Raw genomic sequence first — 13,989 nt, forward strand, 5'->3', positions numbered from 1 at the left:
CCCGGCGGTTGACGACCGGTGGGTGACGACCGTTGGTCGTCACGCTTTACGTCCCGGCAGGTGACGACCAGCGGCCGCCACCTGCCGGATGACCACCAGAACCTCAGCGCATCGCCACCGCGGCGCGCTGCTGTTCTTCCTGGCCCTGCTGCACCTGGGCGCTCAAGCGCTCGCCCAGCAGCGTGGCACTGGTCTGCTCGGCGGCAGGCGCCGGCTGGCTCATGTCCACCATCGCGCGGAAGCCCGGCGTGGTGCCCATCACGAACGCCTTGCCATCCTGCACCGCGACGCCCTGCAGCTTGTCCGGGCTGTCGATGCCCGCCTGCTTGGCCATGTGGGTGATGTGCGCAGCCATGTCGTTGGATACCACGGAAGGCAGCTGCCCGCGGATCGCCGCATGCAACGGGGTATCCGCATGCCCGGCTTCGCCCAGTTGCGGTCCACGTACCGGGGCCTCATGCGAATGCCCGTGCTCAGCCTGCCGGCCTTCGCCCAACCGGCCCAGCGTCTGTGGGCCGGCGATGCCGTCGGCCTTCAGCCCATTGGCCTGCTGGTAGGCGGTCACCGCCTCGCGGGTGTGGTCACCGAAGCGGCCGTCTTCGGCCAGGCGATTGCCATTGGCATCGCGCACACCCTGGCGATTCAGTTCCTGCTGCAGCTTGGCCACATCCTCGTTGCGTGCACCGTGGCGCAGCACCGACGACGCGTCATCTACACGGCCCTGCACCGGCGCCGTCGCACCCTCCTGCACCCGGCGCTGGTCCCAGAACGCTTCGGGACTCTGCAGCTTCCCGGCCGGATCGCGCAGCTGGTAATGCACGTGCTGGGCGTACTGGTCGGCCCCGTTCGGGCCGCGTCCGCCCATGGTGCCGATCGGCTGGCCGGCTTGGATCTGCTGCCCCTCCTTCACCTGCACGTCCTTCATGTGCAGGATCTCGTGCGAATTGCCCTGCGCATCGAGGATCTTGACCGTCCCGTAGCTGCCACCGGCGAAGGTGACCTTGCCCGAAATCGGCGCATTGATGGTCGGATGTTGCCGGTTGATCCCGGTCTGGCCGCCGACATAGTTGAAGTCGGTACCACCGTGGTCCTTGGCACCGCGCTCTTCACCATAATGCCCGGTGATGTGCGGCTTGACCCCGTTCTGCGGCGGCAACATCACCTGCATGGTGTGCTGGAACGAACCCGACTGCTGCTGCGCGGCAGCCGCCTGCACGGCCGCAACGCCTGCTCCCGCGCCACCGGCCACCGCTGCTGCCGCCCCGAGCGTCTGCGTCGGCGACGCCTGGCTTTGAGCCTGCGCCTGCGCCTGCGTCTGGCCCTGCGACTGCGACTGCGCCAGGCGCTCGTTGACGAACTGCTCGTACTCGGCGAGGCGCGGCATCACCTTGCTTTCCGACAGCCCCAGGCCGCCGTAATCGCGGGTCGGGCCATCGTGGTGGTACTTGTAGATGTACTCCTCGCCCTGGCCGCGACGCTGGGCCAGCTGGCGGTTGTCGATGAAGTGCCGCACCAGCGCATCGGACTGCGCTTCCACATCGAAGCGGTTGCCGTTGTTCAACTGGTAAGCGTTGCCGGTGCCATCGATGAACTGGCCCAGTCCGGAGGCGGACGTGGTGCCGGCGGCGGCATCCGGATTGAAGCCGGATTCAACGCGGGCGATGGCCAGTACATGCGCGGTTTCGCGCGGGGAAAGCCCGGCTTCGCGGGAAGATTCAATCAGCGTGTCGATCACGCGTGACTGTACTTCCGGCGTCGCATCGCCCCAACGGCGCGATTCACCATGCAAGCGGCCATCGGTCTGATCGATAGGCTCGCGGTAATGGCTATAGGGTTTTATCTGGTCACTGCGGTATCCGGCCCCGCGGGGCTGGATCATGTTCTGGTAGATGTCAGGCATAGCGGTGCGATCCATTCTATGAAAAAGGGAATTTCCTTAAGGGGTGTTGCTCCAGGTGAAACAGTGCAGCGTGCTTCCTATCGCTTTCAGGGTTTGAAGTAGGTCACCTCCGGGTGGGTCACGCCGAGCTTGGCCAGCCACTGCTCGTACTCGTCGTTGTTGGGTTCCTGCGACGGCGCCTGTCCGTGCAGCGGCGGATTGCTGTGGGTCAGCTGCTTGCCGTCGGCGTCATACAGGTAGAACCATTCGCAGAACTGGCAACCAAACGGCAGCTCGCCGTACTGCACGACGAAATACGGCGTGTTCTCCTTGTCCTGCACGCAGGCCAGGCCCACGGCGGTGTAGTCGGTCATCTCGGCCGGCTTGTCCAAGGTGCGGCGCTGGCCGTCCTTTTCGATATCCAGCCGCGTCTGCGGCGGGGCGTCATTGCCCTGGTCAGGCAGCCCCGCCACGGTCAGGCGGGTTCCCTGGCATTCGATGTGCATTCCTGTGTCGTCCTGCTGGGTGGAGGGGGTCGTGGAAGCCGCTGCCGGTGTCGCCGGGGGGGCCGCGGTGGCGCCTGCAGCCGGGGTGGCCGCCGCCGCCGGTGCGGCCGGGGTGGACGGTTCCGCCGCCGGATCGCTGCAGGCGGCCAACAGCAACATCAAGGCAGGGGCGACAAACTTTGACGTCATGCGTCGTGCTCCGTGAAGCGGCAACAGGGCCTGTCAGCAGGCCCTGTCGCCAGTGGGATCAGATCGATTGATCGTCCACGCTCTGCAGCTGCCAGCACGGCTTCTGCGCGAAGGTGTAGATCTGCTGGTCGCTGGTGTTCGGCGTGCGCAGGCGTACCTGCACGCTGCCGTCGGCCTGCGGGGTGATCTGCAGTTCGCGGCCCAGACGCGACAGCGTCGCCGGGTCCGGAATCACCGGCCACTCCACCTCCGCCAGCGGGACCTGCCGGGTTACCTTGGCCGGTTCGGGCTGGGCGTTGGCATCGATGGATTCGGTGACCAGCGGGTCGGCGACCGACTTCTCCTGCAGGGCGATGTCGTTGCCGAAATGCGCCAGGAAGGTGTTGAAGTCGGCATGGGGGCACTGCGTAGCAGCATCAGCGGGCGCTGCGGGAGCGGTGGTTGCTGCGGTAGTGGCCGGTGCCGGGGTAGCCGGCTCTGTTCCTGCCGGCGTTGTCGGCTGGGCGGGTTCGCACGCGGTAAGGGCCAGGCCCAGCGAGAGCGCCAGCAGCGCGAGAGAGCGTGATTGAGACAACGGATCCTCCTGATCGGTCGTTCGCGCGCCTACGGCGGCGCGCGGGTGCATGGAGCATACCGGGGGACCTGTTAAGCGATTTAGACAGTCGTGAAGGCGTGCTTTCCGTCACACTTTCACGCACGCTGAACGCGGCGCATGACGTCGCTGACGCCGCCTACCTCGCCTGCACCTGCAGGGGGATGCCCAGCACGCGCAGCACCCGCATCACGGTCGATAAGGACGTCGGGTAATGCCCGCACAGCTGGCGGCGCAGCGTCGTGGCGGACACGCCGCCGCACTCGGCTGCCAGGGTCACCAGGCCATGGTTCTCGGCAACGGCCGCCAGCGCGTCGATGAAGACCTTTGGATCGCCGTCGCTGTCCTGCAGGCAGGCCTGCAAGCGGTCGGCAATGGCCTGCGGCGTGGCGGCGGACGCCTCTTCGTGGCCGCTCATGGGCGATCCAGCGCGGCCTGGGCGGAAGCGATCAGCTGGCGCCCGGCCATCAACAGGCCATCCACCAGTTGCGGCGCGAGGGGAGGTTCGCTCGGGCCCGCCCTGTAAACGAGGTGATCCGCTTCCAGCACGTCCAGCACGGCCGCCAGCCCCTGCAGGCTGCGTTGGGCCGAGGCGAGGTTCTGCCGGGCGGATTCGTCCAGCGGCGGCACGCTGAGCGCCGGCCGGCTCAGGTAATGGTCCAGGGTCTTCTGCAACATCGGTGGCCTCCCATCGGGTGATGCCACCTGCGGGATTGCGAGGTGGCAGGCGATGCGGGTTGCAGTCACCGGGAAACTACGGAAAAAACCGGCGGATTCAGTGGAGAAATCCCCACACATCGCCTGCCATGAAATCGGCAGGGCCATGCAGTCTCCGCCGTGCCCACGTGGGCAAAACAGAGCCTAATCCGTATTTCGCAAAACGGGACTGCAATCCCGGCTGGCACTCTTCGGCACCAGTCGGGGTTATCGTGCGCAGGCAGGGCGTTGGACGTACATCAGGAAAGTTGTAGTTTCCCGTGCGAGCCGCGCCCGCAGCGACACCACCGCAGGCACAACACGACGCCGCACCGCCCACGACTCAGGAAGAGCAGACCACGATGCACGGAATCGCCATTGCAGGAATCGCCTTTGCCCTGATTGCCCTTCCCGGCATTGCGCGGGCATCGCCCCCTGTCGCGTCGGCGGACGATCAGCGCGCCCTGTGGACGTTCACCGAAGCGCTCGCCGTCGCGCTGCCACAGGACAACGCCGATTTCTCCGATACCCTGAAAGCCGCGTCAGATCCATCAATGGGACGGATACGGATCGGCAAAGCGCTCAGCGGCGTCAATGGCACCGTCACGGCGATGGGTCACGACCGGACCACCTATTTCACGCTCAACCTGACCGGCGCCTGCGTGCCGCTTTCTGCGTTGCACGCGCGCTATTCCACCCTGCAGGCAGCCGGGGTTCCCCTGATGGACCAGCCCGCCGGCAGCTACTCCCTTGCAACGGTGATCGGCCAGTCCCGCGTGACCTACTCGTTCGGACCGGGCAGGACGGCCTGCCTGTCGGGGATCCAGATGGGCCGTGCTTCGCGCTAGGCTGCGACTGCCGTCCCCACACGGAGCACTTCGGGTCATGCGGTGCTGGTGCGGTCAGCGCGTGTGGCGATCTGGCGCCGATACCGGACTGAAAAGACACATGAAGCTCAAATCAGTCCGCACGTTCGTCTTCATGTACTACCTGAAGGCCGTACTTTTTACCGCTGCCATGTATGGCGTGCGGCTCTGGCAAATGTGTCTGGCTACGCAAGTGAGTGGGAGACTCGCATGGATCTGAATCTGGCATTCTTCGCGGTGGTTGTGTACTTGGGCGTGTACATCGTCGTAATCGATCGGGTCGCTGCGGAGGTCGATCGCGTTGACCCGTCATACCGGAAGTACACGAATGCACCTGCAGCCGGGTACTTTTCAAGATCCCTGCTTGCCGCAACGCTGCTTCTGGACCGCCACATGCCCAAGCGGCAGTACGTATTCGGCCTCCGGGCCAGGCTGCATCTCGCTCGCGCCATGCTGGTGAGCGCGCCGTTGCTGTTCCTCATTCTCTTGATGATCTAGCCGTGCTTCGCTAGGCCGCCACCGCCCTCGCCACCGCCTCCCCCAGCTGCGCCGTCGTCGCCTTGCCGCCCAGATCCGGCGTCAACGGCCCCTGCGCCAGCACGCCTTCAATCGCCGCCATGATGGCGTCGTGAGCCTCCTCGGAACCGAGGAACTTCAGCATCAGCGCACCAGACCAGATCATGGCGATCGGGTTGGCGATGCCCTGCCCGAAGATGTCCGGTGCCGAGCCATGCACGGGCTCGAACAGCGACGGAAAATCGCGCTCCGGATTGAGGTTGGCCGACGGCGCCAGGCCGATCGTGCCGGTGCACGCCGGGCCCAGGTCGGACAGGATGTCGCCGAAGAGGTTGCTCGCCACCACCACGTCGAAGCGCTGCGGCTGCAGCACGAAACGCGCGGTGAGGATGTCGATGTGCTGCTTGTCGACGGTGACCTCTGGATAGGCTGCGCCGACCGCATCCGCGCGGCCATCCCACCACGGCATGCTGATGGCGATGCCATTGCTCTTGGTGGCCACGGTCAGGTGGCGGCGCGCACGCGACTGTGCCAGTTCATAGGCGTACTTCAACACGCGGTCGGCCCCGTGACGGCTCATCACCGTTTCCTGGATGACGATCTCGCGCTCGGTGCCGGCATACATGATGCCGCCCAGGTTGGTGTACTCGCCTTCGGTGTTTTCGCGCACCACCAGGAAATCGATCTCGCCCGGCTTGCGCCCTGCCAGCGGGCACGGCACACCTTCAAAAAGACGCACCGGCCGCAGGTTGATGTACTGGTCGAACTCGCGACGGAATTTCAGCAGCGAACCCCACAACGAGACGTGGTCCGGCACCGTGTCCGGCCAGCCGACTGCGCCGAAGAAGATCGCATCCATGTCCTGCAGCTGCACTTTCCAGTCGTCGGGCATCATCTGCCCGTGCTGCTGGTAGTAATCGCAGCTGGCCCAGTCGATGTGGGTGAACTGCAGGTCCAGCTGGAAGCGGCGTGCGGCGGCTTCCAGCACACGCAGGCCCTCGGGCATGACCTCCCGGCCGATGCCATCGCCGGGAATGACGGCAATCTTGAAGGTCTGGGTCATGGGGCGCTCGCATCAGGAAGGGAGTGCCCCCGATGCTAGGCATTCACGGATCGCATTACTATTGGCACAACCGTGGTTTGATCGTGCCCATTTCGTGAACAACAGGCCGCCTATCGATGACCTGTGCGTGTTCGTCATCGTCGCCCGCCGCGCCAGCTTCCGTGCCGCCGCGTTGGAACTGGGTGTCTCTCCCGCGTACGTGACCAAGCGCATCGGGCTGCTGGAAGCCGTGCTGGGCACGCGGTTGCTGCACCGCACGACGCGCAAGGTGAGCATCACCGAAGAAGGCGAGCGCGTGTTCGGCTGGGCGCAGCGGGTGCTGGATGACATGGACAGCCTGGTCGAGTCGGTGGCCGCCAGCCCTGCCCTGCCGCGCGGCGTATTGCGGGTCAGCAGCAGCTTCGGCTTCGGACGGCAGGTGGTTGCGCCAGCGCTGGCGCGCATGGCGTCGGCGCATCCGGCATTGGCGGTCCGGCTGGAGCTGTTCGACCACCTGATCGACATTGCCGACGAAGGCTTCGACCTGGACGTGCGGATCGGCGATGAGATCGCGCCCCAGTTCGTCGCAACGCGGCTGGCGTCGAACCAGCGCGTGCTGTGTGCATCACCGGAATACCTGCAGCGACGTGGCACGCCACGCACGCTGGCCGACCTGGTTACCCACGACTGCGTGGTGATCCGCGAGCGCGATCATCCGTTCGGCGTGTGGCGGCTGGAGGGAAGTGCCGGGCGCGAGACGGTGAAGGTCACCGGACCGATGTCGACCAATCACGGCGAGATAGCCGTGCAGTGGGCGGTGGAAGGACTGGGCATCGTGCTGCGCTCGACGTGGCAGGTGGATGCGATGCTGCGCGAAGGCAAGCTGGTGCGCGTCCTGCCGGACTATCGGCAGGAAGCGAACATCTGGGCGGTATATCCCGAACGGCTGCGCGCCTCGGCCAAAGTGCGCGCCTGCGTGCGCTTCCTGCAGGACGCGCTGGCCGGGTAGTGACGGCCGCTGGCCGTCACCCCGATGCCGGAATCAACTCAGCGCCACCCACCATGATGGCGGTCATTGCCACGACGGCCGTTGTTCCAATGACGGCGGTCATCGCGACGGTCGTAACGGGTGTTGCGCTCATAGCGATGGTTGCGGTCATAGCGACGATCACGATCGTAGCGATAGTTGCGGTTGTCGCGGCGATCCTTGGTGGTCACGTTACCGATTGCACCGCCGGCCACGGCACCGCCGACGGTCATCATCGGGTCGCCATTGGACAGGACGTGACCTGCGACACCACCGACCACGGCACCGATCGCCGTGTTCTTGTCCTTGCGCGACATCGCGTCGGCGTCGCTGGCGACGGTAACGCCGGCGGTGAGTGCCAACGCCAGGGCCAGGCCACGGAATACGGAAGCGGTTGAGGTAAGCATCGTCAAATCCTCCAATAGGACAGGTGATCAGTTGCGGGGAGCGGGCGTTGTGCTGTCCCCGCACGAATCAATCTCGTCGCCGAAGATTGCCGGAACATTGCGTACCCGGAGATGAACCGGCGCCTGTTCAGGTTGGGGCGGGCGTTGTCGCGGGCACGCGAAATGGGCCATGGATGGCGCTTGGAAGTGGCCGTCTGACCCCTCCCCTCAGTAAGCGACCGCAGGCCCCGCGGGCACGATGCCGGACGGATTGATGTGCTTATGGCTGCCGTAGTAGTGGTGCTTGATGTGCTCGAAATTGACCGTTCCCCCCACCCCCGGGATGGCCATCATCCGTTCCACGAAGGCATGCAGTGCCGGGTAGTCCGCGATGCGTTTCACATTGCACTTGAAGTGCACGTAATAAACCGAGTCGAAGCGGATCAAGGTGGTGAACAGTCTGATGTCGGCTTCGGTCATCACGCCACCGACCAGCCACTGCTGATCCGTCAACAAACCATCCAGCCACTCCAGCGTGTCGAACAAGGGCACGATCGCCTCGTCGTAGGCCTCCTGCGTGGCAGCGAAGCCAGCCTGGTACACGCCGTTGTTGAGGGTGCTGTAAACGCGTTCGTTGATGCGGTCGATCTCTGTCCGCAGCGCCTCCGGGTAGTAGTTACCCGGCCTCGCGCCCAGGTGATCGTAGGCATCGTTGAACATGCGGATGATGTCGGCGGATTCGTTGCTGACGATCTCGCCCTTCTCGCGGTCCCACAGCACGGGAACGGTCGCTTTGCCGGTCATGCCGGGCTTGGCGGCCTGATACAGCTGATGCAGATAGTCCGCGTTGCGCTCCGGATCCGGCGTCACCAAGGGGCCGGGCGCGAAGTTCCAGCCGTTGTCGCCCATGTGCCAGTTGACGATGGACAACGGGATCAGCGGCTCCAGTCCCTTGAGCGCCCGCACGATCAGCGCGCGATGGGCCCACGGGCAGGCCAGGCTGACATACAGGCGGAATCGCTCCGGTTCGGCCATCAAGGCCGGTTGTCCGTTCGGCGCGCACTCACCGTTGGCGGTGAGCCAGCGGCGGAAGGTGGATTCTTCGCGATGGAAGTGCCCGTCTTCGCTTGCGCTGCCCGCGGTACCGGTCTGCCATTCGCCATTTACCAACATGCCCATCGGTGGGAACCTTTGTGTGATGTCGGTTTCTTTTAGCGTAGTGTTCGGCAACGTGACGTAGAGCGTGAAGTTCACCAAAAGTGATCAAGCGAACGAAGCGCTGAATTGGAAGATCCCTGAGATCCGCACTCCGGGTCACGCCCTAAATCCTCATGATCATGAGGATTCGACCGCAGCCGCGTAATATTCCATCAAAATCCTTACAAACATGAGGAATTCGGTATAGAGTCACACAAGAAGCCGGAAAATCCTGATGAATGTAAGGATTCCAATGAAGTTCCTCCTAAAGAACTATGACGAGCTAGGGCCTCTGGTCCGGGCGACGCGCAAGTCGCAGGGCATGCGCCAGGACGATACCGCTGAAGGTATCGGCGTCAGTGAAAACTTCCTGGCCAAGGTAGAGCGCGGGGGAGGAACCGTGCAGTGGCAGAAGCTTTTTCAGGTTCTCACCGAGCTGGGCATCCAGGTAGAAATCGACGTACCAGATGCTGCCGCGTCGCTGCTGCAGACGCCGATCAAGCAGCGCGGTGGTGCTGAATGAGCCAGCGCTTCATCCGGGCAGAGCCGACGACTGCCGTCGAAGTCACTGCAGACGCCTTGGCACAGCAGGACCGCTCATTGCTGGCCACGTGGGACGGCCAGCATGTCGGTACTCTGCACGAATACCGCAACCTCTGGCGTTTCGAGTACGCACCTGGATGGCTTGACCTCCCGGGCAGCTTCGACCTGTCTCCGTGGCTTCCACGAAGTATCGGTACCATTCTGGATGGAAGTACCTCGCGCCCGGTGCAGTGGTACTTCGACAATCTGCTGCCAGAAGCCCAGCAACGTGCACGCATGGCACAGGATGCCGGAGTCCGCGGCAGCGATGACTTCGCCCTGCTCACCTGCTACGGGGCTGAATCAGCAGGATCACTCACTCTGCTCCCCCCAAACCTGACGCTTGAGCCGAGTAGTCGGGCACCGCTGCCAGACGCCGAGCTGGCGCGGCGCATCCGCGACCTCCCGCGCCATTCGCTGGCTGGCGGCGCTGAGAAGCGAATGTCACTCGCTGGCGCACAGCACAAGCTGGGTGTCATCGAAGAAAAGGGATTGCTTTACGAACCCATTGGTGCGGAAGCCACAACCCATATCCTGAAGCCGCACAGCACCGATGCTGACTATCCGCACACGGTGATCAACGAGTATTTCGTTATGCGGCTTGCGGCCGAAGTGGGTCTGATGGTGCCGCAGGTGCGCCGGCGTTACGTACCGGAGCCGATCTTTCTGATCGAACGCTTTGATCGGGTAGTGGACGAAGGAAACACGCGTCGCCTGCATGCCATCGACGCCTGCCAACTATTGAATCTTCAGCGCAATGACAAGTACTCGGCGGGGAGCATCGCGGTGCTCGAAGCGGTAGTCACGCACTGTCGCGAGAGACTGAGCACGCGCAGCAGACTCTTCGACTGGTTGGTGTTCAACGTGCTGACCGGCAACGATGACGCTCACTTGAAGAACCTGAGTTTCTTGCTCGGTGCTGATGGCATCACTCTGGCACCGCACTACGACCTTCTCAGCACGGTCGCAGGGCGCAGTTACGCTTACAAGCAAGAGGACGCGAGCTGGCCGCAGGCATCCACGCTTGCGTGGGACCTACTGGGTACAGTGCGGTTTGCAGAGATGACACCCGACCTACTGGTGCAGGCCGGCGTGAAGCTGGGCCTACCCACTCGTCTGGCACAGCGGCGACTCTCCGAAATGACGTCCGACATCGTACCGCGGGCCGCCTCGGTGCTTGCGGAAATCGAGTCTGAGAACCCGCAATGGGCAGGCGTAGCAGGAGCGGCGCTTCAAGGCGAGATGCGCATGCTGCGTACAGTGATCGAACTGGTCATCAAGCCGATGGCGAAGCAGCTGAGTTCCTGAGCCGAATCGTGTGTCGAACAGGCGACACCACCCAAGCGGCGTACGCTTACCAACCTGTGAACCAACCGCCGACATTCACGCCGCGCTATCGGCACCACACTGGATTCCTGCATCCGATGGAGTCACCGCATGAGCCTCGCGCTGGTCCACAGCCGCGCCCGTGCCGGCGCCGATGCGCCGCTGGTTCGTGTCGAGGTGCATCTGTCCGGTGGCTTGCCCGCTACCCAGATTGTCGGCCTGCCTGAAACCACCGTCCGCGAATCGCGTGAGCGCGTTCGCGCGGCCTTGCTCTGTGCGCGTTTCGACTACCCGCAGCGGCGCATCACCATCAACCTGGGGCCGGCGGATCTGCCCAAGGAAGGCGGCCGCTTCGATCTGGCCATCGCGATGGGCATCCTGGCCGCTAGTGGCCAGCTGGACCCGCAGCAGGTGGTCCGCCACGAGTACGTGGCAGAGCTCGCGCTCACCGGCGAGCTGCGGCCTGTCGATGGCGTGTTGCCTGCCGCCATCGCAGCCGCCGAGGCCAACCGCACACTTTTCGTGCCGCCGGCCAATGCTGCCGAGGCCGCGCTGGCCGAGCATGCCGACGTCCGCGTGGCGCGCACGCTGCTGGAGGTCTGCGCATCGGTCGAGAATCCTTCGCGGCTGCCGCGCGCGGAGCGTGCCAGCATCGAGGCGGATCCGCCGCTGGACCTCACCGATGTGCGCGGCCAACCCCATGCGCGACGTGCGCTGGAAGTCGCTGCGGCCGGCGGCCACCATCTGCTGCTGATCGGCAGTCCCGGATGCGGCAAGACCCTGTTGGCTTCGCGGCTGGCCGGCATCCTGCCCGAAGCCAGCCAGGCCGAGGCGCTGCAGAGCGCGGCCATTGCATCGATCAGCGGTAGTGGGCTGGACCCGCGGCGTTGGCGCCAGCGCCCCTTCCGCGCGCCACATCACAGCGCCAGCCCGGCCGCGTTGGCCGGTGGCGGCTGTCACGAGTCACGATTGACGCGACAGAGCCATGAAACACGCGACTGGCTGCGACGAAGGCGTCCTCGGCGGCGAGCGTGGATCCGCAACGACGTCCACCAGCAAATGTGCAAGAGCTGCGCGGGTATATTCCCAGTCGGCAGCATGCCGACGGCTGGGTCCGCCGGCACAACTCCGCTTCGCTGTTTCAATGTTCTACTGCTTTAGCGCTTATGTTTAGTAGTCGGCTCGAAGACCTCGCGACGGTCCGAGAGCACCTGGATGGCCGCGGCTTACTCGCTTCCTAGCTGGATCGCAAACCATCCGAGGTGGGCTAAAGGGCCTGGTGAGATGTCGCGTACTGAGGACTGGTCGAAGCGAGCATTGAATGTCAATGGACGAGGTCACGACCTATCCTGATGCCCTTCGGTGGCTCGATTCCTTCGCAGGGAATACGATTCAGCAGAACCGATGCATGCAAATGGAGAAGAGTGTGCGCGACATCCGATTCCTTCTTAGGCCCCGCTATGGTCAAAGTCACGCCCTGATCATCGGAATCAATCGCTATCGGCATGCTGGGCCTCTGGGTTACGCGGTCAATGATGCGAACGCCGTGTACGACAGGCTAACGCGCGATTACGGCTTTCAGACTGAGAACGTTCAATTGCTCTTGGACGAAGATGCCACTTCTGAAGCTATTCGGCGGGCCTTCCTTCGCTTCGCTGATCAGGATTCGGTCGGAATTGATGATCGAGTCGTCTTATTCTTCGCCGGCCACGGAGCTACTCGACGAGGAGTGCGTGGCGAGATCGGCTATTTGGTGCCGCACGACGGGGACTTGAATGATCTTTCGACGCTGCTTCGATGGGACGAGTTGACTCGTAATGCGGAGATCATCGCGGCCAAGCACATTTTGTTTGTGATGGATGCTTGCTACGGAGGCTTAGCCGTCACCCGAGCCGTTGGTGCAGGCAGTGTTCGCTTTATCAACGACATGCTGAAGCGAATCTCTCGTCAGGTCTTAACTGCCGGAAAGGCAGATGAAACCGTCGCTGATGCTGGCGGGCCGCTGCCTGGCCACTCTGTATTCACCGGGCACTTCCTGCAAGGACTCGACGGGGCCGCCGCAACAGCGGGCGGCGTGCTCACCGCGAGTGGCTTGATGGCGTACGTGTACGGCCGTGTATCGGCAGACGCAGGGTCATTCCAAACACCACATTATGGCCATATCGATGGAGATGGCGACTTCATCTTCCGGATGCCGCACGTAGCTGATGCTGATGGCACAAGCAGTGAGGACGCACTGTTCGTGGTGCCGTACCCGGAAGAGTTGGACACGCGATCCGGGCTGGAATCCAAGGTCTCGCGTGCAAAGCACTTGCTAGCCCAGCCTGACCGTGCGATTGAGCTGCATGACTTTGTCATTGATGAGCTGAAGCGCTTTCTTTCTGCAACCGCACAGGACAGTTTCAACCACGATGTTTCATACAGTGATGAGGAGCTGACCCAGCGGCTCGCTGCCTATGAGGAATGCACGCTGGATCTGTCGGTGATTGAAGCCTGTCTGGCGTACTGGGCGGGTGACGCACACCGACCAGTGCTACGCAAAGTCCTGGCTCGCTCGGTTGACCGCTTGGAGGCGAGTGGTGGGATGGCCGTTTGGTCGAACCTCCGCTGGTACCCGCTTGTCCTACAATCCTATTGCGCTGGTATCGCTGCCGTGGCGGCAGGGCGCTATGACACGCTGGCGGATGTGTTTTCCACTGAGATCCATACAGCTGAAGAATCTCGTCCTGCCTTCCGCGCGGTAGCTGATGCAATTCTTGCGTTCAGTCGCACCGAACTGTTCAAACGCCTGCCTGGGTACGAACGCCATCACACCCCTATGAGCGACTATCTCTTCAAGTTGCTTCAGCCGCGGCTTGACGATGCATTGTTCATCGGGCGCGCCTATGAGCACGCGTTTGACGAGTTTGAGGTTCTACTCGCACTCGCGTCGGCGCAGGCATATGTGAAAGAAGAGCGAAGCGTATGGGGCCCGGTCGGTAGATTCGGATGGAAGCATAGTCGGAGTTCAAAGGCGCCTCTTGAAGCCGCGTTCGTGCGCGCGCGTGATGAAGGTGAACAGTGGGCACCGTTCAAAGCAGGCCTATTTGGAGACAACTACGGGGGATTCTTGAAGGCCGCAGAAGAGTACAGGTTAGCTATCACTCGGCTTAACTGGTTCTAGAATTTTGGCGGCGAGGTACGGA

The 13,989-nt window shown here is 63.5% G+C and carries 14 protein-coding genes and 1 pseudogene; 7 read left to right on the plus strand and 8 right to left on the minus strand.

Annotated elements, in window-relative coordinates; all coding sequences use genetic code 11:
* Positions 1–103: 103 nt before the first annotated feature.
* The 5 genes from RTX79_RS06310 to RTX79_RS06330 form a co-directional block, all read right to left on the minus strand.
* Positions 104–1,900: a peptidoglycan-binding protein gene (locus tag RTX79_RS06310; RefSeq protein WP_312682797.1), complete on the minus strand. Its 1,797-nt coding sequence runs from the start codon at positions 1,898–1,900 to the stop codon at positions 104–106.
* 86 nt (positions 1,901–1,986) lie between these two features.
* Positions 1,987–2,574: a hypothetical protein gene (locus tag RTX79_RS06315; RefSeq protein WP_312682799.1), complete on the minus strand. Its 588-nt coding sequence runs from the start codon at positions 2,572–2,574 to the stop codon at positions 1,987–1,989.
* Between the two features lie 58 nt (positions 2,575–2,632).
* On the minus strand, positions 2,633–3,148 hold the full coding sequence (locus RTX79_RS06320) for a hypothetical protein (protein ID WP_312682801.1): 516 nt from the start codon (positions 3,146–3,148) through the stop codon (positions 2,633–2,635).
* Between the two features lie 157 nt (positions 3,149–3,305).
* Positions 3,306–3,584, minus strand: coding sequence for a DNA-binding protein (locus tag RTX79_RS06325; RefSeq protein WP_312682802.1), 279 nt, complete (start codon positions 3,582–3,584; stop codon positions 3,306–3,308).
* On the minus strand, positions 3,581–3,844 hold the full coding sequence (locus tag RTX79_RS06330; RefSeq protein WP_312682804.1) for a hypothetical protein: 264 nt from the start codon (positions 3,842–3,844) through the stop codon (positions 3,581–3,583). The genes RTX79_RS06325 and RTX79_RS06330 overlap by 4 nt, the downstream gene beginning before the upstream one ends.
* A gap of 380 nt (positions 3,845–4,224) precedes the next feature.
* Here RTX79_RS06330 and RTX79_RS06335 point away from each other — a divergent pair, with 380 nt between their 5' ends.
* A complete protein-coding gene (locus tag RTX79_RS06335) occupies positions 4,225–4,710 on the plus strand; it encodes a hypothetical protein (RefSeq protein WP_312682805.1) in 486 nt (161 codons plus the stop codon).
* A 228-nt stretch (positions 4,711–4,938) separates the two neighbouring features.
* Positions 4,939–5,226: a hypothetical protein gene (locus RTX79_RS06340; RefSeq protein WP_312682807.1), complete on the plus strand. Its 288-nt coding sequence runs from the start codon at positions 4,939–4,941 to the stop codon at positions 5,224–5,226.
* Positions 5,227–5,236: 10 nt separating this feature from the next.
* Here RTX79_RS06340 and RTX79_RS06345 read toward each other — a convergent pair whose 3' ends face one another.
* Positions 5,237–6,307 carry a tartrate dehydrogenase gene (locus RTX79_RS06345; protein WP_312682808.1) on the minus strand — a complete coding sequence of 357 codons (1,071 nt, stop codon included), beginning with the start codon at positions 6,305–6,307 and terminating at the stop codon, positions 5,237–5,239.
* 94 nt (positions 6,308–6,401) lie between these two features.
* Here RTX79_RS06345 and RTX79_RS06350 point away from each other — a divergent pair, with 94 nt between their 5' ends.
* Positions 6,402–7,295 (plus strand): LysR family transcriptional regulator, encoded by an 894-nt coding sequence (locus RTX79_RS06350; protein WP_312682810.1) that lies wholly within the window; start codon positions 6,402–6,404, stop codon positions 7,293–7,295.
* Between the two features lie 38 nt (positions 7,296–7,333).
* Here RTX79_RS06350 and RTX79_RS06355 read toward each other — a convergent pair whose 3' ends face one another.
* Both RTX79_RS06355 and RTX79_RS06360 read right to left on the minus strand, forming a co-directional pair.
* Positions 7,334–7,720: a glycine zipper 2TM domain-containing protein gene (locus RTX79_RS06355; protein WP_057508509.1), complete on the minus strand. Its 387-nt coding sequence runs from the start codon at positions 7,718–7,720 to the stop codon at positions 7,334–7,336.
* Between the two features lie 207 nt (positions 7,721–7,927).
* Positions 7,928–8,878, minus strand: a complete 951-nt coding sequence (locus tag RTX79_RS06360; protein WP_312683022.1) for a glutathione S-transferase family protein — start codon at positions 8,876–8,878, stop codon at positions 7,928–7,930.
* A gap of 271 nt (positions 8,879–9,149) precedes the next feature.
* Between RTX79_RS06360 and RTX79_RS06365 the strand changes: the two genes are divergently transcribed.
* The 4 genes and pseudogenes from RTX79_RS06365 to RTX79_RS06380 all read left to right on the plus strand — a co-directional run bounded on the left by RTX79_RS06365 (position 9,150) and on the right by RTX79_RS06380 (position 13,967).
* On the plus strand, positions 9,150–9,419 hold the full coding sequence (locus RTX79_RS06365; protein WP_312682815.1) for a helix-turn-helix domain-containing protein: 270 nt from the start codon (positions 9,150–9,152) through the stop codon (positions 9,417–9,419).
* On the plus strand, positions 9,416–10,786 hold the full coding sequence (locus RTX79_RS06370; protein WP_312682818.1) for a HipA domain-containing protein: 1,371 nt from the start codon (positions 9,416–9,418) through the stop codon (positions 10,784–10,786). The genes RTX79_RS06365 and RTX79_RS06370 overlap by 4 nt, the downstream gene beginning before the upstream one ends.
* 129 nt (positions 10,787–10,915) lie before the next feature.
* A pseudogene (locus tag RTX79_RS06375) lies at positions 10,916–11,764 on the plus strand (magnesium chelatase domain-containing protein); the annotation flags it as partial.
* 367 nt (positions 11,765–12,131) lie between these two features.
* A complete protein-coding gene (locus RTX79_RS06380; RefSeq protein WP_312682819.1) occupies positions 12,132–13,967 on the plus strand; it encodes a caspase family protein in 1,836 nt (611 codons plus the stop codon).
* Positions 13,968–13,989: the final 22 nt, after the last annotated feature.

The sequence above is a fragment of the Stenotrophomonas chelatiphaga genome (genome assembly GCF_032054965.1).
Lineage (GTDB): Bacteria > Pseudomonadota > Gammaproteobacteria > Xanthomonadales > Xanthomonadaceae > Stenotrophomonas > Stenotrophomonas chelatiphaga.